General features: G+C 72.2%; 17 protein-coding genes. 14 read left to right on the forward strand and 3 right to left on the reverse strand.

Annotated features, from left to right (window positions below; all coding sequences use genetic code 11):
- The first annotated feature begins 13 nt into the window (after positions 1–13).
- The 11 genes from IE316_RS22850 (at position 14) to IE316_RS22900 (ending at position 11374) form a co-directional block, all read left to right on the forward strand.
- Positions 14–1084, forward strand: coding sequence for a helix-turn-helix transcriptional regulator (locus IE316_RS22850; RefSeq protein WP_229910523.1), 1071 nt, complete (start codon positions 14–16; stop codon positions 1082–1084).
- Complete coding sequence (locus tag IE316_RS22855) at positions 1081–1374, forward strand: hypothetical protein (RefSeq protein ID WP_190206312.1); 294 nt, start codon at positions 1081–1083, stop codon at positions 1372–1374. The genes IE316_RS22850 and IE316_RS22855 overlap by 4 nt, the downstream gene beginning before the upstream one ends.
- A gap of 44 nt (positions 1375–1418) precedes the next feature.
- Complete coding sequence (locus tag IE316_RS22860; protein ID WP_190206313.1) at positions 1419–1613, forward strand: G protein-coupled receptor family protein; 195 nt, start codon at positions 1419–1421, stop codon at positions 1611–1613.
- Between the two features lie 315 nt (positions 1614–1928).
- Entirely contained in the window at positions 1929–2213 is a 285-nt protein-coding gene (tatA, locus tag IE316_RS22865; protein ID WP_190206314.1) for a Sec-independent protein translocase subunit TatA, read from the forward strand.
- 48 nt (positions 2214–2261) lie between these two features.
- The gene (tatC, locus tag IE316_RS22870) at positions 2262–3212 is read left to right on the forward strand and encodes a twin-arginine translocase subunit TatC (protein WP_190206315.1); all 951 of its coding nucleotides are present in this window, start codon (positions 2262–2264) and stop codon (positions 3210–3212) included.
- A gap of 63 nt (positions 3213–3275) precedes the next feature.
- Positions 3276–6128, forward strand: coding sequence for a DEAD/DEAH box helicase (locus tag IE316_RS22875; RefSeq protein ID WP_190206316.1), 2853 nt, complete (start codon positions 3276–3278; stop codon positions 6126–6128).
- Positions 6129–6607: 479 nt separating this feature from the next.
- Positions 6608–8227: a sensor histidine kinase gene (locus IE316_RS22880; protein WP_190206317.1), complete on the forward strand. Its 1620-nt coding sequence runs from the start codon at positions 6608–6610 to the stop codon at positions 8225–8227.
- Between the two features lie 26 nt (positions 8228–8253).
- Positions 8254–8631, forward strand: coding sequence for a roadblock/LC7 domain-containing protein (locus IE316_RS22885; RefSeq protein ID WP_373311278.1), 378 nt, complete (start codon positions 8254–8256; stop codon positions 8629–8631).
- On the forward strand, positions 8628–9071 hold the full coding sequence (locus tag IE316_RS22890) for a DUF742 domain-containing protein (protein ID WP_190206319.1): 444 nt from the start codon (positions 8628–8630) through the stop codon (positions 9069–9071). Before IE316_RS22885 ends, IE316_RS22890 begins: the two co-directional genes overlap by 4 nt.
- Positions 9052–9672, forward strand: a complete 621-nt coding sequence (locus IE316_RS22895) for a GTP-binding protein (RefSeq protein ID WP_190206320.1) — start codon at positions 9052–9054, stop codon at positions 9670–9672. Before IE316_RS22890 ends, IE316_RS22895 begins: the two co-directional genes overlap by 20 nt.
- Positions 9673–9733: 61 nt before the next feature.
- Positions 9734–11374, forward strand: a complete 1641-nt coding sequence (locus IE316_RS22900) for a cytochrome P450 (protein ID WP_434094227.1) — start codon at positions 9734–9736, stop codon at positions 11372–11374.
- On the opposite strand, the gene IE316_RS22905 is transcribed toward IE316_RS22900, so the two are convergent.
- Positions 11368–12330 (reverse strand): RluA family pseudouridine synthase, encoded by a 963-nt coding sequence (locus IE316_RS22905; protein WP_190206322.1) that lies wholly within the window; start codon positions 12328–12330, stop codon positions 11368–11370. The two genes, IE316_RS22900 and IE316_RS22905, sit on opposite strands and share 7 nt — an antisense overlap.
- Before the next feature lie 78 nt (positions 12331–12408).
- Between IE316_RS22905 and IE316_RS22910 the strand changes: the two genes are divergently transcribed.
- The gene (locus IE316_RS22910; protein WP_190206323.1) at positions 12409–12990 is read left to right on the forward strand and encodes a GNAT family N-acetyltransferase; all 582 of its coding nucleotides are present in this window, start codon (positions 12409–12411) and stop codon (positions 12988–12990) included.
- A gap of 81 nt (positions 12991–13071) precedes the next feature.
- On the opposite strand, the gene IE316_RS22915 is transcribed toward IE316_RS22910, so the two are convergent.
- Both IE316_RS22915 and IE316_RS22920 read right to left on the reverse strand, forming a co-directional pair.
- Positions 13072–13923, reverse strand: a complete 852-nt coding sequence (locus tag IE316_RS22915) for a siderophore-interacting protein (protein WP_190206324.1) — start codon at positions 13921–13923, stop codon at positions 13072–13074.
- Positions 13924–14086: 163 nt separating this feature from the next.
- A complete protein-coding gene (locus tag IE316_RS22920; RefSeq protein ID WP_229910535.1) occupies positions 14087–15016 on the reverse strand; it encodes a 5'-3' exonuclease in 930 nt (309 codons plus the stop codon).
- Positions 15017–15185: 169 nt separating this feature from the next.
- On the opposite strand from IE316_RS22920, the gene IE316_RS22925 reads away from it, so the two are divergent.
- Together IE316_RS22925 and IE316_RS22930 are read left to right on the forward strand one after the other, a co-directional pair.
- Positions 15186–16271 carry a quaternary amine ABC transporter ATP-binding protein gene (locus IE316_RS22925; RefSeq protein ID WP_190206325.1) on the forward strand — a complete coding sequence of 362 codons (1086 nt, stop codon included), beginning with the start codon at positions 15186–15188 and terminating at the stop codon, positions 16269–16271.
- The gene (locus tag IE316_RS22930) at positions 16264–18879 is read left to right on the forward strand and encodes an ABC transporter permease/substrate binding protein (RefSeq protein ID WP_190206326.1); all 2616 of its coding nucleotides are present in this window, start codon (positions 16264–16266) and stop codon (positions 18877–18879) included. The genes IE316_RS22925 and IE316_RS22930 overlap by 8 nt, the downstream gene beginning before the upstream one ends.
- Positions 18880–18906 lie beyond the last annotated feature (27 nt).

An 18906-nucleotide genomic window follows, 5' to 3' on the forward strand; every position in this document is an offset into this window, starting at 1 on the left:
AGCGGACAACACAGTGGCAGGCAAACCGGTCAGGCCCACGAGCGCCATCGACCAGACCCGGCGGATGCTCTCCCTGGTGACCTATCTGCGCGAGCGGCCCGGCGCCCGGATCGAGGACGTGGCGCGCGCCTTCGGCGTCACCGAGGACGAGCTGGTCTCCGACCTCGACGTGCTGCCCATGTGCGGCACCAGCTTCCGCGGCGGCGACCTGCTCGACATCGACACCGACGGCGAGCGCATCTGGTGGCACAACCCGGCCGCCCTCGGCGCCGACGCCGCCGAGCCGCTGCGCCTGGCCGCCGACGAGGCCACCGCCCTGCTGGTCGCCGCCCGTGCCGTGGCCACCCTGCCCGGCCTGCGCGAGAGCGACCGGCAGGCGCTGCTGCGGGCCACCGCCAAGGTGGAGGCCGCGGCCGGCGAGGCGGCCGGCGCCAGCTCCCGGCTGTCGGTGACCTTCGAGTCGGAGGGCGGCGTCTTCGCCGACGTCGACCGGGCCATCTCCGAGCGGCGCCGCCTGTGGATCCGCTACTACTCACCGGCCCGCGACGAGGTCACCGAGCGCGAGATCGACCCGATCCGCCTGGTCAGCGTCGGCCACACCTATGTGGAGGCGTGGTGCCGGCGCTCCGAGGCCCGGCGCACCTTCCGGCTCGACCGGGTCGCCGAGATCAAGATCCTGGACGAGCCCTCCGCGCCGCCGGAAGTAGAGCTGCGGGACCTGTCCGAGGCCCTGGTGCAGCCCGCCGCCGAGGACCCCGAGGTCGTCATCGAGGTCGGGCCGGGCGGCCGCTGGGTCGCCGAGTACTACCCGCACGACAGCGCCGAGGAGCTGGCCGACGGCGGGCTGCGCATCACCCTGCGCACCCCCGACCCGGCCTCGCTCAAGCGCCTGGCGCTGCGGCTCGGACGGGACGGCCGGATCACGGCGCCGCCCGAGCTGGCCGACAGCGCCCGGCGGGCGGCCCGCGAGGCGCTGGCGGCGTACGACGGGATCGAGGCGGTGGCGGCGGGCCGCGCCCCGGCGGTGCCGGTGGGGCCCGCGGTCCAGGACGGGCAGGACGACAGGCAGGAGCAGACGCGTTGAGCGAGTCGGCGGGGCCCGGCGGGCCGGGCATGACGGTGGCGTCCGCGTTCGCGGGGATGACGAGCGTGCCGCCGGTGGTGTTCCGGGCGGGCTGCCCGGACTGCCGGGGCCGCTTCGAGCTGGCCGCGAGCGCCCTGCGGCTGGCCATCGGCGCCACCAGCCGGACCACGTTCTACTCGTTCACCTGCCCCGACTGCCGGACCACCGTCCGCAAGCCGGCGGGGGAGCGGATCGTGGAGCTGCTCACCGGCGGCGGGGTGCGCACCCTGCGGCTGCACTCCACCGCGTAGCACCGGTGCACGGCCGGGGCGCCCGACGGTCTAGGCTCGTGCCCATGTTCTGGCCGATGCTCGCGATTGCCATGGGGTTTCTGGGTCTCGCCGTTCTCGGGGTGCTCGCCGTACGGGTGTTCGTCGAGGCGCAGAGGCTGGGCCGGCAGGTCGCCGACTCCACCCGCCGGATCAACCGGGCCGCGGAGGACCTGGAGCGGGCCGCCGCCAGTGCGGGCCGGGCCGTGGACGCGCTGTGACGCATCCGGCAGGCCGGGCGGCGCGCCCCGGGAAGCGCCAGGCCCGCGGCCGGTGCGCCGGAACCGGGCGGTCCACGGGACCCCGCTGACGCGTGTTCCGGGCCGCTTCGCCCTGTCATCCGGCCGGACCGGACAGGTACGCTGCTGGTCGCGGACCGGAAAACGAGGCCCGGTCGCGGACGGGAGTACGCACGGGGATTGCCTCACGTTTACCCCCGAGCGTTACGATCGCTGCACAACACGGCCGTTCAGACGCAGGTCCGACCGGCCGGACAGCACCCCCACCCAGCCGCCTCGGTGAGAAGGTAAAGACTTATGTTCGGAAGGCTCGGCGCCCCCGAGATCATTCTCATCCTCGTCGTCATCATCCTGCTGTTCGGCGCGAAGAAGCTTCCCGACATGGCGCGGTCGCTCGGCAAGTCCGCGCGCATCCTCAAGAGCGAGGCCAAGGCGATGAAGGACGACAACAAGTCCGCCGCCCCGGCCGACCCGCCGGCCACCGGCGAGCAGTCCGCGTCGCAGCGCACCATCCAGGCCGCCCCCGGCGACGTGACCAGCTCCCGCCCGGTCACCGAGCCGACGGACACGACCAAGCGCTGACGCGGGGCCGGTGACCTCCGGCCCGCCCGCACGAGATGGGAACGTGGGTTGCTGAAGCCTGCCCGCAACAAGGAGAGAGATCCCGAGGGGCGGATGCCCCTCGCGGAACACCTTCGTGAGCTCCGCAACCGGCTCGCGAAGGCGCTGCTGGCGATCGTCGCCGTCACGATCGTCGCCGCCTTCTTCTACACCGACATCATCAACATGATCACCCGGCCGATCCTCGAATCGGTCGGCTGTGAGAAGACGTTCGACCAACTGGCGAAGTCGACGTCGGGCGAGCCCTGCGCGCAGATCACCATCAACGGTCTGCTCACCCCCTTCACCCTGGCGCTGAAGGTGTCGCTGATGGCCGGTGTCGTGGCGGCCTCCCCGGTCTGGCTGTACCAGCTCTGGGCGTTCGTCGCCCCCGGTCTGCACCGGCACGAGAAGAAGTACGCCTACGCCTTCGTCGCCACCGGCGCCCCGCTGTTCGTCATCGGCGCCTACTTCGCGTACTCGGTCCTGCCCACCACGGCGAAGGTCCTGCTCGACTTCACCCCGGGCAACACCACCAACCTGCTGCCGCTGGACGACCTGCTCGACCTCGTCCTGCGCATGGTGCTCGTCTTCGGCCTCTCCTTCGAGCTTCCGCTGCTGCTGGTCTTCCTCAACCTCACCGGTGTGCTCACCGGCAAGCGGATGCTCGGCTGGTGGCGCGGGATGATCATGGGCATCACCCTCTTCGCGGCCATCGCCACGCCGAGCACCGACCCGGTGACCATGCTGCTGCTGGCCGGGCCGATCTGGGTGCTGTACTTCGCAGCGGTCCTCTTCTCGCTGCTGAACGACCGCCGCAGGCGCCGGCAGGAGGCCCTGGGCCCCGCCGACGACGAAGCCTCCGACCTCGACCTCACCCCCGAGGACATCGGCGAGATCGAACCCGTCACCACCAGCGCCCCCGCCCTGCCCGAGCAGTCCCGCACCGACCGGGTCAACGGGTACGACGACGTGACGTGACGCCTTCCCGGACCGCGCGCCCCGGCGGCGCGGTCCGGCGCCCCGCGCGCCCCGATCCGGATAATGATCGTCCTGTTGTCAGTGCGGCCCGGTACGCTCGAAAGCACGATGACAGAGGATCTCTCCCCGGCCGAGCGGTACGCGGCGGCCCGCAGGCGGGCCGCCGAGCAGGCCACCGCGCTCGCGTCCTTCCGCGAGATGTACGACTTCGGCCTCGACCCCTTCCAGATCGAGGCGTGCCAGGCGCTGGAGGCCGGCAAGGGCGTGCTGGTGGCGGCACCCACCGGCTCCGGCAAGACCATCGTCGGCGAGTTCGCCGTCCACCTCGCCCTCCAGCAGGGCAAGAAGTGCTTCTACACGACCCCCATCAAGGCGCTGTCGAACCAGAAGTACTCCGACCTGTGCCGCCGCTACGGCACCGACAAGGTCGGCCTGCTCACCGGCGACAACAGCGTGAACTCCGGCGCCCCGGTGGTCGTGATGACCACCGAGGTCCTGCGCAACATGCTGTACGCCGGGTCGCAGACCCTGCTCGGCCTCGGCTATGTGGTCATGGACGAGGTGCACTACCTCTCCGACCGCTTCCGCGGCGCCGTCTGGGAGGAAGTGATCATCCACCTCCCCGAGTCCGTGACCCTGGTGTCGCTGTCGGCGACCGTGTCCAACGCCGAGGAGTTCGGTGACTGGCTCGACACCGTCCGCGGCGACACCCAGGTCATCGTCTCCGAGCACCGGCCCGTACCGCTGTTCCAGCACGTCCTGGCCGGACGCCGGATGTACGACCTGTTCGAGGAGGCCGAGGGCCACAAGAAGGCCGTCAACCCGGACCTGACGCGGATGGCGCGCCTGGAGGCGAGCCGCCCCTCGTACCAGGACCGGCGGCGCGGCTGGCACATGCGCGAGGCGGACCGGGAGCGCGAGCGCCGGCAGCGCTCGCGGATCTGGACACCGAGCCGCCCCGAGGTCATCGAACGCCTCGACGCCGAGGGCCTGCTCCCCGCGATCACCTTCATCTTCAGCCGCGCCGCCTGCGAGGCCGCCGTCCAGCAGTGCCTGTACGCGGGCCTCAGGCTCAACGACGACGCCGCGCGGGAGCGGGTGCGCGCCCTGGTCGAGGAGCGCACCGCCGCCATCCCGCCGGAGGACCTGCACGTCCTGGGCTACTACGAGTGGCTGGAGGGCCTGGAGCGCGGCATCGCCGCCCACCACGCGGGCATGCTGCCGACCTTCAAGGAGGTCGTCGAGGAGCTGTTCGTGCGGGGACTGGTCAAGGCCGTCTTCGCCACCGAGACCCTCGCCCTCGGCATCAACATGCCCGCCCGCTCGGTGGTCCTGGAGAAGCTCGTCAAGTGGAACGGCGAGCAGCACGCCGACATCACCCCGGGCGAGTACACGCAGCTCACCGGCCGCGCGGGCCGCCGCGGCATCGACGTCGAGGGCCACGCGGTGGTGCTCTGGCAGCGCGGTATGAACCCCGAGCACCTCGCCGGGCTCGCGGGCACCCGCACGTATCCGCTGCGCTCCAGCTTCAAGCCCTCGTACAACATGGCGGTCAACCTGGTCGAGCAGTTCGGCCGGCACCGCTCGCGGGAGCTGCTGGAGACGTCGTTCGCGCAGTTCCAGGCCGACAAGTCGGTGGTCGGGATCTCCCGGCAGGTGCAGCGCAACGAGGAGGGACTGGAGGGCTACAAAGCCTCCATGACCTGCCACCTCGGCGACTTCGAGGAGTACGCGCGGCTGCGCCGGGAGCTGAAGGACCGCGAGACCGAGCTGGCCCGGCAGGGCGTGGCCCAGCGCCGCGCCGAGGCCGCCGTGGCGCTGGAGAAGCTGAAGCCGGGCGACGTCATCCACGTACCGACGGGCAAGTACGCGGGGCTCGCCCTGGTGCTGGACCCGGGGCTGCCCGCCGGGCGGTCCAACGGCCACCGCGGCTTCGAGCACCACGACGGGCCCCGCCCGCTGGTCCTGACCGCCGAGCGGCAGGTCAAGCGGCTGGCGTCGATCGACTTCCCGGTGCCGGTCGAGGCGCTGGAGCGGATGCGCATCCCGAAGTCCTTCAACCCGCGCTCGCCGCAGTCCCGCCGCGACCTCGCCTCCGCGCTGCGCACCAAGGCGGGGCACATCCCGCCCGAGCGGGCCCGCAAGAAGCGCTCCCAGGCGGCCGACGACCGGCAGATCGCCCAGCTCCGCAAGGCCATCCGCGCCCACCCGTGCCACGGCTGCGACGAGCGCGAGGACCACGCCCGGTGGGCCGAGCGCTACCACCGGCTGCTGCGCGACACCTCCCAGTTGGAGCGGCGGATCGAGGGCCGGACCAACACCATCGCCCGGACCTTCGACCGGATCGTGGCGCTGCTGACCGAGCTGGACTATCTGCGCGGCGACGAGGTCACCGAGCACGGCAAGCGGCTCGCCCGGCTCTACGGCGAGCTGGACCTGCTGGCCAGCGAGTGCCTGCGCGAGGGCGTCTGGGAGGGCCTGGGCCCGGCCGAACTGGCCGCCTGCGTCTCCGCCCTGGTGTTCGAGTCCCGGGCGGCCGACGAGGCGATGGCGCCGAAGGTGCCCTCCGGCAAGGCCAAGGCCGCGCTGGGGGAGACGGTCCGGATCTGGGGCAGGCTGGACGCGCTGGAGGAGGAGTTCCGGATCACCCAGAGCGAGGGGGTCGGCCAGCGCGAACCCGACCTCGGCTTCGCCTGGGCCGCCTACATGTGGGCGTCCGGCAAGGGCCTGGACGAGGTGCTGCGCGAGGCGGAGATGCCGGCCGGTGACTTCGTGCGCTGGTGCAAGCAGGTCATCGACGTCCTCGGCCAGATCGCCGCCGCCGCGCCCGGCGAGAACTCGACGGTGCCGAAGAACGCCCGCAAGGCGGTCGACGGGCTGCTGCGGGGGGTCGTGGCCTACTCGTCGGTGGGGTAGGCGCGGCGGTACGGCCTGCGCGGGGCTGAGCGGTACGGGGTACCGCTCGCGTACCGCCCGCGTACGGCCGCGGTGGTGTGCGCCGGCCACGTCGGGTCGGGGCGCGTCGTGTCGCGTCGCTTCGCGGGATGCTTTCGGGCGCCCGAGTCACCAGGCTCGGGCGCCCGCGTCATGTCCGGGGCCGGTCTTTCACTCGTCACGGTGAGTGACTATCGCACGTCCGTCCGTGGATACTTTACGTGTTCGACCCGATGCCGCGCGTGCAGATGGGCCCGAGGCTACTCCCGCCCCGGTGCCCGTTTCAGGTGGTTGCCGAAGACGACACGGCGATGATCCGGTCGCACTAGGCTCGCCCGCAGCGCACCGGATCGGCATGAATGCGCCTGCTCGTTCCTCATGCGCGGAAGATCCCGTTCCCTTCCTGGCATACCCCCCTGCGGACTTTCCCATCCCCGTCGATTCGCTTCCAGAGGGCCTACATGGTGAGTGTTGCTTCCCCTCCAGATCACCGCCGACTTCCGCACGCCCGGGTGCTGTTGCTGCCCGCCATACTGATGGCCGCGGCGACCGGGTCCGCCGTCGCCGCGGTGACGGAGCAGGCCCGGACCGCCGTCGGCTGGTGCGGCGCGCTCGCCACCCTCCTCGTCATCGCGACGGGAGCCGAAGCGGCCCGCCGCGGCCGGGTCGTCAGTGCCCTGCGGGCCGAACACGCCCGTCACAGCGCGTATCTGGAGCGGCGGATCGCCGGCCACGAGGAGGAGATGACCCGCATCGGCCGGGAGATCCTGCCTGCCGCGCTGCACTACATGCGCCGGGGACACACCCCGCGCGAGGTGATGCTGCACCTGGACCAGCTCGACCCGTCCTGTGCCGGACTCGGCAAGCCGCAGCGGAAGCTGATCCGCATGGTCCTGGAGATCGTCGAGCAGGAAGACGCCCTCCGCGACTCCGCCCAGCGCTCCTTCGTCGACATCGCCCGCCGTATGCAGGCCATCGTCCACCAGCAGAACACGGAACTGCGGGAGATGGAGGAGGACCACGGCCGCAACCCCGAGGTCTTCGACGACCTGCTCCGCATCGACCACGGCACGGCGATGATCGGCCGCCTCGCCGACTCCATCTCCGTCCTCGGCGGCGGCCGGCCCGGACGCCAGTGGCCCCTGCCCGTCGCCCTCTACAGCGTGCTGCGCGGCGCCATGTCCCGGATCCTGGAGTACCGCCGCATCCACCTGGCCTCCATCGCCAAGGTCAACATCAAGGGCACCGCGGTCGAACCGGTCATCCACGCCGCGGCCGAGCTGCTCGACAACGCCACCCGCTACTCGCCGCCCAACACCAAGGTGCACGTCACCGCGACCGAGGTGCAGACCGGCGTCTGCATCGAGATCGAGGACGCCGGCGTCAACCTCAGCGAGGAGTCCCGGCTGCGGATCGAGGCCCTGCTGGAGCGCGCCAAGGCGGGCACCGACCTCCAGGACCTCGCCGGGCAGCCGCGCCTGGGCCTGGCCGTCGTCGGCCGCCTGTGCACGGCGCACAAGATGCAGGTCTCCCTGCGGCCCTCCGCGTACGGCGGGGTCCGCGCCGTCCTCATCGTGCCGAGCGACATGATGACCACCGAGCCCGGCGTCGGCCTGGCCCACGGCATCGGCGCGATCTCCATCCCCAAGCCGGGCCCCGACGCCCTGCCCGGTCCGGCCCGCAAGCCCAAGAAGCGGCGGCCCACCAACCCCCTCATCCCGGCCGGCGTCTCCCTGGAGGACGACCTCCCCGAGGTCACCGAGTGGACCGCCGGAGGGCTGCCGCAGCGCCGCAGCCGGATGAAGATGCCGCTCAGCCAGCGGCTGGCCGAGCAGGCCCGCTGGGAGCGGGAGGACGCCGAGCGCGAGGCCCGCGCGGCCGCCGAGCGGGCCCGGACCGCCTGGGCCGCCTCCCGGCCGGAAGCCGAGCCCGAGGCGGAGCAGGACGAGGAGCCCCCGCCCGGCCAGTGGGTCGCGGCCTTCTGGGAGGGCCTCCGGAGCGCCCCGAACCCCAACGCATTCGCCCACCACACCCAAGAGCCGGCCCCCACCCCGGCCGACGACGAGGGAGACCTCAAGTGATCGAGCAGCAAGGCAAGTTCGACTGGATGCTCAGGGATCTCTACAACGGTGTCCCGGGTGTCGAGATGATCGTGGTGCTCTCCGCCGACGGACTGCGCATCGCCCGCTACTCCGGCGACCCCGACGCCGCCGACCGGGTCGCCGCCGCCTGCGCGGGCCTGCAGAGCCTGGCCGGTGCGGTGGCCCAGGAGATCCCGGGCAGCGACGGCCGGATGAAGCTCGTCATCATCGAGATCAACGGCGGCTACTTCTATCTGATGGCCGCCGGTCCCAACGCCTATCTGGCCGTGCTCTCCGACGTCACCTGCGAACCCGGGCGGATGAGCAACCGCATGGCCGACCTGGTCGCCCGGATCGGCCCCCACCTGACCAGCCCGGCCCGGCGCAACGGGCAGACCGTATGACTCCTCCCCGGCGCCAGAGGCGAACCCCCCGGCAGGCACCCCCCGTACCGCCCCCCGACAGGGGCACGGCCACCCCGGGCGGCGGTCCGGGCCCGAAGGGCAACCCCGAGCGGCTCTTCGTGATCGGCGGTGAAGGCGGTGACGGCGATGAGGGCGGGGGCGAGCGCGCCGACATCGACCTGGTGACGCTGATCGTGGCGCGCGCCGACCCGCCCGTGTCGGCCACACCGGAACAGGCCGCCCTGCTCCGGCTCTGCGCGGCGCCCCTGTCCGTGGCGGAACTGTCGGCCTATCTGGCGCTGCCGTTCAGCGTGGTGACCGTCCTGCTCACCGGGTTGCTGGCGCACGAACTGGTCGAGGCGCGGGCGCCGATCGTCCGACAGAAGGTTGCCGACCGATTACTTCTCGAAGCGGTGATGCATGGACTGCAAAGGCTCTGACACGATGACCGGCCCGCGCACGGAGGACCGGCTGCCGCCCACCGCCGAGACGGCGGTGAAGATCGTCATCGTGGGCGGCTTCGGCGTCGGCAAGACCACCATGGTCGGTTCGGTCAGCGAGATCAGACCGCTGACCACCGAGGAGACCATGACCCAGGCCGGCATCGGGGTCGACGACGACTTCGGTTCCCCCACCAAGACGGCCACCACCGTCGCCATGGACTTCGGCCGCATCAGCATCACCGAGCAACTGGTGCTCTATTTGTTCGGCACCCCCGGCCAGGAGCGCTTCTGGTTCCTGTGGAACGGGCTGTTCGAGGGCGCGCTCGGCGCGGTGGTGCTGGTGGACACCCGGCGCCTGGAGTCCAGCTTCGACGTGATGGGGAAGCTGGAGGAGCGCGGCGTGCCGTTCGTGGTGGGCCTCAACGCCTTCCCGGACGCCCCCCGCCACCCCGTCGACGAGCTGCGCACCGCCCTCGACCTGTCCGAGGACATCCCGATCGTCGAGTGCGACGTGCGCCGCAGGGCCTCCAGCCGGGACGTGCTGATGACCCTGATGCGCTTCCTGCACTCCCTCGCCATGACCGGCGCGCTCACCTGACCGCGTATCCCCGCCCGCCCTGTGCCACCCGGCCCGCCTCAGTCTCGGAGCGATCACTGTGATGCCTGAATCCCCCGCCCCGACCGCCACGGGAGAGCCCCCCACCGGCCCGCCCCCCGGATGCCCCGCCCACGGCCTCGGGCCCGGGGGACTGCACCGGCTCGCCGAAGCGGACGACCTGGAAGGACTGTACGAGGAACTCCGGGAGCGGTACGGGCCGGTGGCGCCGGCGCTGCTCCACGACGACGTGCCGGTCTGGGTGGTCCTCGGCCACGCGGAGAACCTGCTCATGGTGAGTTCGCCCTCGCAGTTCTGCCGGGACAGCCGGATCTGGACCCCGCTGAAGGAGGGCATGGTCAGGCCCGACCATCCGCTGATGCCGCACATCGCCTGGCAGCCCATCGCCTCGCACACCGAGGGCGACGAGCACAAGCGGCTGCGCGGCGCGGTCTCGGGCGCCCTGTCCACGATCGACTACCGGAGTCTGCGCCGCCACATCCAGCGGCACACCCAGCGCCTGGTCAACCGGTTCTGCGAGGCCGGGCGGGCCGACCTGGTCGGCCAGTTCGCCGAGCACCTGCCGATGGGAGTGATGTGCGAGATCCTCGGCATGGCGAGGGACTACGACGACCGGCTGGTGGAGGCTGCGCGGGACGCCCTGAAGGGCACCGAGACGGCGATCGCCAGCCACGACCACGTGATGGAGGTGCTGAGCCGGCTCACCGCGCGCCGCCGGGCCGAACCCGCCGAGGACTTCACCACCCACCTCATCAACCACCCGGCCCGGCTCACCGACGACGAGGTCCGCGAGCACCTGCGGCTGGTGCTGTTCGCGGGGTACGAGAACACCGCGAACCTCCTCTCCAACGTGCTGCGCGTGGTTCTCACCGACCCCGGGTTCCGCGCCCAGTTGAACGGCGGGCAGATGACCGTGCCCGAGGCGGTCGAGCAGTCGCTGTGGGACGAGCCGCCGTTCAGCACGATCTTCGCCTACTTCGCCAAGCAGGACACCGAGTTGGGCGGACAGCGGATCCGGCAGGGCGACGGGCTGCTGTTCGGTATCGCGCCGGGCAACGTCGACCCGCGGATCCGGCCCGACCTCTCGGCCGGTATGCAGGGCAACCGCGCCCACCTCGCCTTCGGCGGCGGCCCGCACGAGTGCCCCGGGCAGGACATCGGCCGGGCCATCGCCGACGCCGGTGTGGACGCGCTGCTGATGCGGCTGCCGGATGTGCGACTGGCGGTGCCCGAAGAAGAGTTGACCTGGCGGTCCTCGATCGCCTCCCGGCATCTGGTGAGGCTGCCGGTGCGGTTCGAGCCCAGGCCGCCGCAGGACGTGCGGCAGCAGCCGAGCCATACGCCGGTGCCGCCGCCGCGGGCGCCCTGGCACGTGGGCGCCCCGCTGCCGGAGCTGTCGGCCGGGCCGGCGGCCGGCACGGTCACCACGCCGGCCTGGCCGGAGGCGCCGTCACCGGACCGGCCCGAGCGGGAGCCCGAGCGGCCCGAGTGGCCCGCCCCGGCCGAGGAGCCCGAACCGGGCAGGTGGCCCGCCCCGGCCGAGCGGTCCGAACCGGGCGAGGGGCCCGTGCGGCAGGGCGTGCGGGTGCCGGGCGATTCCGTGCCGCCGTCCGTGGCCGTCGACGGGCCGGAGCGGCCGCGCGGCGCCTGGCAGCGGTTCCTGCGGTGGTGGCGCGGTCAGTGACCGGCGGCCCAGTCCTCGTACGAGGTCCAGGCGGTCAGGGCGCGTCCGCTGCGGAAGCGGTGCTCCCGTCCGGTGACGGGGTCGGTGAACGCCAGTGTCCGGGCGAGCAGTTGCAGCGGACGCCGGAAGTCACCGGCCGGCCGGGCGGCGCTCACCTCGGGGTAGAGGGGATCGCCGAGGATCGGGACGCCGAGCGCGGTCATGTGGACGCGGAGCTGATGTGTCTGCCCGGTGGCGGGCACCAGGCGGTACCGGCCCAGGCCGGCGCCCGGTCCCGGGCGGTGGCCGACCAGTTCGACGCGGCTGACGGCGTTGGGCTCGCCCTCGACCTCGCGGGCGGTCAGCACCCCGCGCTCCTTGACGATCCGGCTGCGTACGGTCCGGGGCAGGGCGAGATCAGGGGCGTACGGGGCGACGGCCTCGTACTCCTTGTGGACCAGGCGGTCGCGGAAGAGGGTCTGGTAGGCGCCGCGTTCCTCGGGCCGCACGGTGAACAGCACCAGGCCGGCGGTGAGCCGGTCGAGGCGGTGGGCGGCGGTGAGGGCGGGGACGCCCAGGTCCCGGCGGAGCCTGGCGAGGGCGGTCTCGGCGACGTGGCCGCCGCGCGGGGTGGTGGCGAGGAAGTGCGGCTTGTCGGCGACGACGATGTGCTCGTCGCGGTAGCGGACCTCCAGGGGGAAGGGGACGGGCACCTCGGTGGGCAGGGCGCGGTGGAACCAGACGTACCGGCCGGGTTCGTACGGCGCGTCCGCGGCGACCGGGCGGCCGTCGGCACCGACCACCCGGCCCTCGGCGAAGAGGGCCGCGACGACGCCGGGTCCTGCGCCGGAGAGCCGTTCCACGAGGTGGTCGCCGACGGTGGCCCAGGGACCGCGGGCGGGCAGCCGCAGCCGTACGGGGTCCACCCCGTCGCGCTGGGGCAGCGGGGAGGGCGGGGGAGGGGTGCGGCGTCTCATCGACCGCAAGGGTAGGCCGGGGCGTCCGGCGGCGAAAACCGCTGTCCTGGGAGGGGCGCCCCGGGCAGGATGCGGATCATGCCCTACCTCACGCGACCGGTGCTTCCCGCCGGCACCCTCTCCGGTATGCCCCAGCCCACCCTGCCCACCGGGGACGGGCTGGTGCTGCGGCCCTGGCGGGACGACGACGCGCCCGCCGTCCACGACGCCTTCCAGGACCCGGCGATGCACCAGTGGCACATCCGCACCGCCGACTCCGTGGACGAGGTGCGGACCTGGATCGCCGAGTGGCGGCAGGGCTGGGCGGGGGAGCGGACCGCGCAGTGGGCGGTCGCCGACGCGGCCACCGACCGGCTGCTCGGCCGGGTCGCCCTGCGCGACATCCTGCTCGGCGACGGGGTGGCCGAGGTGGCCTACTGGACGGTGGCGGCGGCCCGCGGCCGGGGCGTCGCCGCCCGGGCCACGGCGGCGCTGGTCCGCTGGGCCCTGGACGAGGTCGGCCTGCACCGGCTGGAACTGACCCACGCCCTGGCCAACGAGGCGTCCTGCGCGGTGGCCCGCCGGACCGGGTTCACCCTGGAGGGCACCAAGCGCAGCGCCCTGCTGCACCCCGACGGCTGGCACGACATGCACCTGCACGCCCGCGTCCGGGGCGACTGACCGCCCGGGCCCCCGCGCCGGACCGCGCGGCAGGCCCCGCAAGAGCAGCCCGGCCCGGAAGAGAAGTCCAGAAAAGGCGACTCACGCGGCCGGTGCCGCAGTCGTGCCCTCCTGCTCGGCCTCGACGCGGGCGTTCCACTCCCGCTTCGACGCCTGCCAGCCGTCCTCGTTGTGGCCGAGCCGCCAGTAGCCGGAGATGGAGAGGTCCTCGCGGGGTATCCCGCGCTCCACGCGGAGCAGTCTGCGCAGTTCCTTCACGCAGCCCGCCTCGCCGTGCACGAAGGCGTGCACCCGGCCCTCGGGGAAGTCCAGCCCCCGCACGGCCTCGACCAGGGCCTCGCCCACCGGCCGGTCCCCGCGGTGCAGCCAGACCACCGCCACATCGGAGTCGATCTTCTGCTCCTCCTCCGGACCGGCGACCTCCACGAAGGCGAAGGCGCGGGCGCCGTCCGGAAGGGACTCCAGGGAGCGCGCGATCGCGGGCAGCGCGCTCTCGTCACCGGCGAGCAGATGCCAGTCGGCGGCCGGGTCGGGGGCGTAGGCGCCGCCGGGGCCCAGGAAGAGGATGGTCTCGCCGGGCCGGGCGTCCCGGGCCCAGGGACCGGCCAGCCCCTCGTCGCCGTGGATCACGAAGTCCAGGGTCAGCTCGCGCTGCTCGGCGTCCCACTGCCGGACCGTGTAGGTCCGGGTCACCGGCCACTGCTCGCGGGGGAACTCCGCGCGGATCCGCTCCAGGTCGAAGGGGTCCGGGTAGCTCGCGCCCCCCGCGGGGAAGAGGAGCTTCACATAGTGGTCGGTGCAGGTGTCCGCGGAGAAGCCGGCGAGTCCCTCACCGCCGAGAACGACGCGCTGCATGTGCGGGGTGAGCCGCTCGGTGCGGACGACCTGTGCGGAATGCGGCTTCCGCGGCTTGCGTCCCGGTCGGTCTGCCATGACGGCCTCCCTGTCCCTGAGTTAGGTAAACCTAAGTTAGCATCCCTTCCCCAGTCGACACCTCATGGACGGACGTCTCACCGGCCTCCCCCGTGTCCACCGGGACCCGCACCGTACGGTTTCCCCCCGGCGTCACGGTGATGCGCCGCGCACCCGCGGACGGTCAGGAGCGCAGCGTCGTCAGCAGCCGCTCCAGCGATCCGCCCAGGCCCCAGCGGGCGGTCAGCGCGTCCAGCGCCCCGGGGTCGCGCGGCGCCTTCGGCAGCTCGGTGGCGACCTCGGGCAGCGGCACGTCGTCCGCGACCCGGACCACCTTGGGGGCCACCGCGAGATACGGCCGCGCCTCGGCGAGCCTGCGGCGCTGCGCCGGGGTGAGTTTCGCGCCGGGGTCGTCGATCGCGGCCAGGATGCCGGCCAGGTCCCCGAACTCGGCGAGCAGCTTGGCCGCCGTCTTCTCGCCGACCCCCGGCACACCGGGCAGGCCGTCGCTGGGGTCGCCGCGCAGCAGCGCCAGATCGGCGTAGCCGGGGCCGTCAACGCCGTACTTCTCGCGCAGGGCCGCCTCGTCGGTGAGGGCCAGGGTGCCGACGCCCTTGACCGGGTACAGCACCCGCACCCCGCGGGCGTCGTCGACCAGTTGGTACAGGTCGCGGTCGCCGGTGACGATGTCGACCGGGCCCTCCGCCCGCGCGGTGTACGTGCCGATCACGTCGTCGGCCTCGTACCCGGGCACGCCGACGCGGGCGATGCCGACGGCGTCCAGGACCGCCTCGATGACCGGGACCTGCGGGGACAGCGTGTCGGGCACCTCCTCCCGGTCCGGTCCCGCCGGGCGCTCCTCGGCCACCCGGTGCGCCTTGTAGGAGGGGATCAGCTCCACCCGCCAGGCCGGGCGCCAGTCGGCGTCCATGCAGGCCACCAGGTGGTCGGGCCGGTGGTCCTTCACCAAGCGGTCGATGAAGTCCAGCAGTCCGCGCACGGCGTTCACCGGCGTGCCGTCGGGGGCCTTCACCGACTCGGGGACGCCGAAGTAGGCGCGGAAGTAGAGGGAGGCGGTGTCGAGGAGCATCAGTCGTCCGGTCACGCTCCGCATCATGCCGCAGCTCGCGGGGGCTGGATGTGAACCAGGTCACTGTTGTGTTTGGGTGAGGGGGATCGGGGCAGGCGCCGAGCCGGGCCAGCGCTGGTTGATTCGTTCAACTTTGTTACCGGTGTCAGTCGGTCTCCGGGCCCCGTCCTTGTCCCCGAGCCAAGAGGTCAGTGTGTCAGCCAGGCTTGAGGCCGAGCACCTGTACAAGGTGTTCGGCAGAAAACCGGATCAGGCAGTCGAACGACTGCGCGAGGGAACCGACCGGGAGGAGCTGCGCGCCGACGGCATCACGGCCGCGGTCATCGACGCCTCCTTCACCGTGGAACCCGGCGAGATCTTCGTCGTCATGGGCCTGTCCGGGTCCGGCAAGTCCACGCTGCTGCGCATGCTCAACGGGTTGCTGGAGCCGACCGCCGGACACGTCCGGTTCGGCGGCCAGGACCTGACCGAACTCGGCGACCGGGGGCTGCGCGAGGTCCGCTCCCGGAAGATCAGCATGGTCTTCCAGCACTTCGCGCTCTTCCCGCACCGCAGTGTCCGCGACAACGCCGCCTACGGTCTGGAAGTGCAGGGCGTGCCCCGCGCCGAGCGCGTACGCCGCGCCGACGAGGCGCTCGCCCTGTGCGGCCTGGCCGGCTGGGAGAAGTCCTGGCCCGACGAGCTGTCCGGCGGCATGCAGCAGCGCGTGGGCCTGGCCCGCGCCCTCGCCACCGACGCCGACCTGCTGCTGATGGACGAGTCGTTCAGCGCGCTGGACCCGCTGATCCGCCGGGACATGCAGGACCAGTTGCTGGAGCTGCAGAAGACCCTGAAGAAGACCATCGTCTTCATCACCCACGACCTCAACGAGGCCATGCGCCTGGGCGACCGCATCGCGGTGATGCGCGACGGCCGCATCGTGCAGATAGGCAGCGCGCAGGACATCCTGCTCCGGCCCGCCAACGACTACGTCGCCTCCTTCACCCAGGACGTCGACCGCTCCCGGGTCCTGACCGCCGGCGCCGTGATGGACACCGCGACGCGCGGCGACGAGGCCGACTGCGACTGCGAGACCGCGACGCCCGGCACCCCGTTCACCGAGCTGTGCGCGATCAGCGCCCGGGTGCCGCACGCCGTGGCCGTGCTGGACGGCGAACGCCTGGTCGGGGTCGTCCCCCGGCAGCGCCTGATCGGCTTCCTCGGCGATGAGCAGACCGGCCCCGGCACCTGCGACACCCGCCGGGACAAGGGCGGCGAGAAGGTGATGGCCCGTGCCTAGGATCCCGCTCGGCGACTGGGTCAACAGCGCCGTCGACTGGCTGCTGGACCATGTGTCCTGGCTGTTCGACTTCTGCAAGACCGTCTTCACCGGTACGTACGACGGCATCGACGCCGTCCTCCAGGCCCCCGAGCCGCTGCTGCTGGCCGGCATCTTCGCGGTGATCGCCTTCTGGCTGCGCGGCGCCCTCGCCGGTGTCCTCACCTTCGCGGGATTCGCCTTCATCGTCTCCCTCGAACTGTGGGAGAACGCGATGATCACCCTGTCGCTGGTGCTGGTCGCCACCCTCATCGCGCTGGTCGTCGCCGTCCCGGTGGGCATCTGGGCGGCCCGCTCCGACCGGGTCAGCGGCCTGGTCCGGCCGGTGCTGGACTTCATGCAGACGCTGCCCGCGATGATCTACCTCATCCCGGCCATCCTGTTCTTCGGCACCGGCGCCTCCGCGGGCATCGTCGCCACCCTGATCTTCGCGCTCGCCCCCGGCGTGCGCATGACCGAGCTGGGCATCCGGCAGGTCGACAAGGAACTGGTCGAGGCGGCCGAGGCGTTCGGCACCACGCCCCGCAACACCCTGCTGCGGGTGCAGTTGCCGCTGGCCCTGCCCACCGTGATGGCGGGCGTCAACCAGGTCATCATGCTCGGCCTGTCCATGGCCGCGATCGCCGGCATGGTCGGCACCGGCGGCCTCGGCGGCGACGTCAACGAGGCCATCGGCCAGCTCAACGTGGGCCTCGGCTCCGAGGCCGGCGTCGCCATCGTGATCCTCGCGATCTACCTGGACCGGATGACCAGCGCCCTGGGCACCCAGGTCTCCCCGCTGGGCCGGCGCGCCGCCGCCCGGGCCCGCGCGGCGGGCGGTCTGCGGATCTGGTCGTACCGGCCCCGCCCGCAGGTCGCCGTGATCGGCGTGGTGGTGCTGGCCCTGGTGGCCGGCGGCATGGGCCTGTTCGGCGGCTCCGGCGACACCGAGAGCACCGCCGACGGCACGAACGTCGGCCAGGGCAAGAAGATCAGCCTCGGCTACATCCCCTGGGACGAGGGCGTCGCCTCCACCTTCCTGTGGAAGGAGATCCTCGAACAGCGCGGCTACCAGGTGGAGGCCAGGCAGTTCGACGCCGGGCCGCTCTACACCTCCCTCGCCCAGGGCGACATCGACGTCTTCACCAACGCCTGGCTGCCCACCACCCACGAGCAGTACTGGAAGAAGTACGGCGGGCGACTGGACGACCTCGGCGCCTGGTACGACAAGACCTCCCTGGAGCTGACCGTCCCCGCCTACCTGGACGACGTCGACACCCTGGCCGACCTCAAGGGCAAGGCCGGCCTCTTCGGCGGGAAGATCACCGGCATCGAGTCCAGCGCCGGTGAGACGGCCCTGCTGAAGAGCAAGGTGCTGAAGGCGTACGGCCTGGAGAAGGAGTACAAGGTCGTCGACAGCTCCACCCCGGCGATGCTGGCCGAGCTGAAGCGAGCGATCGGCAAGAAGGAACCGATCGTCGTCCCGCTCTGGTCACCGCACTGGGCGTACAACGACTACGACCTGAAGAAGCTCGAGGACCCCAAGGGCGCCTGGGGCGAGGGCGACGGTGTGCACACCCTCTCCCGTCAGGGCTTCGCGGACGACGACCCCACCGCCGCCGGGTGGCTGAAGGACTTCCGGCTCACCGAGAAGCAGCTCACCAGCCTGGAAGCCGAGATCAACAAGTCCGGCAAGGGCAGGCAGCAGGAGGCCGTCCGCACCTGGCTGAAGGCCAACCGGGGCGTCGTCGACAAGCTCGCCCCGGTCGCCGCCGGCTCGGCGGACCGGCCCGCGGAGGCCAAGCGGGCGCTGGACGTGGCCTGGTTCCCGTGGGACGAGGACATCGCGGTCACCTACCTGTGGAAGCACGTCCTGGAGGAGCGCGGCTACGAGCTGAACCTCAAGCAGATGGACGTCGGCCCGGTCTACACCGGCCTGGCCTCCGGTGACATCGACCTCAACTTCGACGCCTGGCTGCCGCACGCCCAGTCCAACTACTGGGAGAAGAGCAAGGACGACCTCACCGACCTCGGCACCTGGTACCAGCCGACATCGCTGGAGATCGCCGTCCCCGCCTATGTCAAGGACGTGAAGTCCATGGCGGACCTCAAGGGCAAGGCCGACCGCTTCGACGGCAAGATCATCGGCATCGAGCCCGGCACCGGCGAGATGAACCTGCTGAAGACCAAGGTCCTGCCGGGCTACGGCCTGGACGGCGAGTACGAAGTCGTCGACGGCTCCACGCCCGCGATGCTCGCCGAGCTCAAGCGCGCCCTCGCCAAGGAGGAGCCGATCGCCGTGGTGCTCTGGTCGCCGCACTGGGCGTACAGCGACTACGAGCTGACCAAGCTCAAGGACCCCAAGAAGCTCTGGGGCGAGAACAACACGATCCACACGATCGCCAACAAGGAGTTCCCCGAGCGGTACCCCCGGCTCACCGAGTGGATCAAGAACTTCCGGATGAGCGAGGAGGAGCTGGGCAGCCTGGAGAGCGAGATCAAGGACCGCGGCCAGGGCCACGAGGAGGACGCGGTGGCCGCCTGGCTGAAGGAGAACCCGGAGGTCGCCGCCCGGATGACCCCGGCCTGACCCGCCGCCGTCGCGCCCCGAGGGGCG

Source organism: Streptomyces fumanus (assembly GCF_014655295.1).
Classification (GTDB): Bacteria; Actinomycetota; Actinomycetes; order Streptomycetales; family Streptomycetaceae; genus Streptomyces; species Streptomyces fumanus.

Coding starts and splice junctions, on each gene's coding strand:
- IE316_RS22860 (WP_190206313.1), top strand. CDS start 1,419: ATGTTCTGGCCGATGCTCGCGATTGCCATGGGGTTTCTGGGTCTCGCC.
- tatA (WP_190206314.1), top strand. CDS start 1,929: ATGTTCGGAAGGCTCGGCGCCCCCGAGATCATTCTCATCCTCGTCGTC.
- IE316_RS22875 (WP_190206316.1), top strand. CDS start 3,276: ATGATCGTCCTGTTGTCAGTGCGGCCCGGTACGCTCGAAAGCACGATG.
- IE316_RS22880 (WP_190206317.1), top strand. CDS start 6,608: ATGGTGAGTGTTGCTTCCCCTCCAGATCACCGCCGACTTCCGCACGCC.
- IE316_RS22885 (WP_373311278.1), top strand. CDS start 8,254: ATGCTCAGGGATCTCTACAACGGTGTCCCGGGTGTCGAGATGATCGTG.
- IE316_RS22890 (WP_190206319.1), top strand. CDS start 8,628: ATGACTCCTCCCCGGCGCCAGAGGCGAACCCCCCGGCAGGCACCCCCC.
- IE316_RS22895 (WP_190206320.1), top strand. CDS start 9,052: ATGGACTGCAAAGGCTCTGACACGATGACCGGCCCGCGCACGGAGGAC.
- IE316_RS22900 (WP_434094227.1), top strand. CDS start 9,734: ATGCCTGAATCCCCCGCCCCGACCGCCACGGGAGAGCCCCCCACCGGC.
- IE316_RS22905 (WP_190206322.1), bottom strand. CDS start 12,330: ATGAGACGCCGCACCCCTCCCCCGCCCTCCCCGCTGCCCCAGCGCGAC.
- IE316_RS22910 (WP_190206323.1), top strand. CDS start 12,409: ATGCCCTACCTCACGCGACCGGTGCTTCCCGCCGGCACCCTCTCCGGT.
- IE316_RS22915 (WP_190206324.1), bottom strand. CDS start 13,923: ATGGCAGACCGACCGGGACGCAAGCCGCGGAAGCCGCATTCCGCACAG.
- IE316_RS22920 (WP_229910535.1), bottom strand. CDS start 15,016: ATGCGGAGCGTGACCGGACGACTGATGCTCCTCGACACCGCCTCCCTC.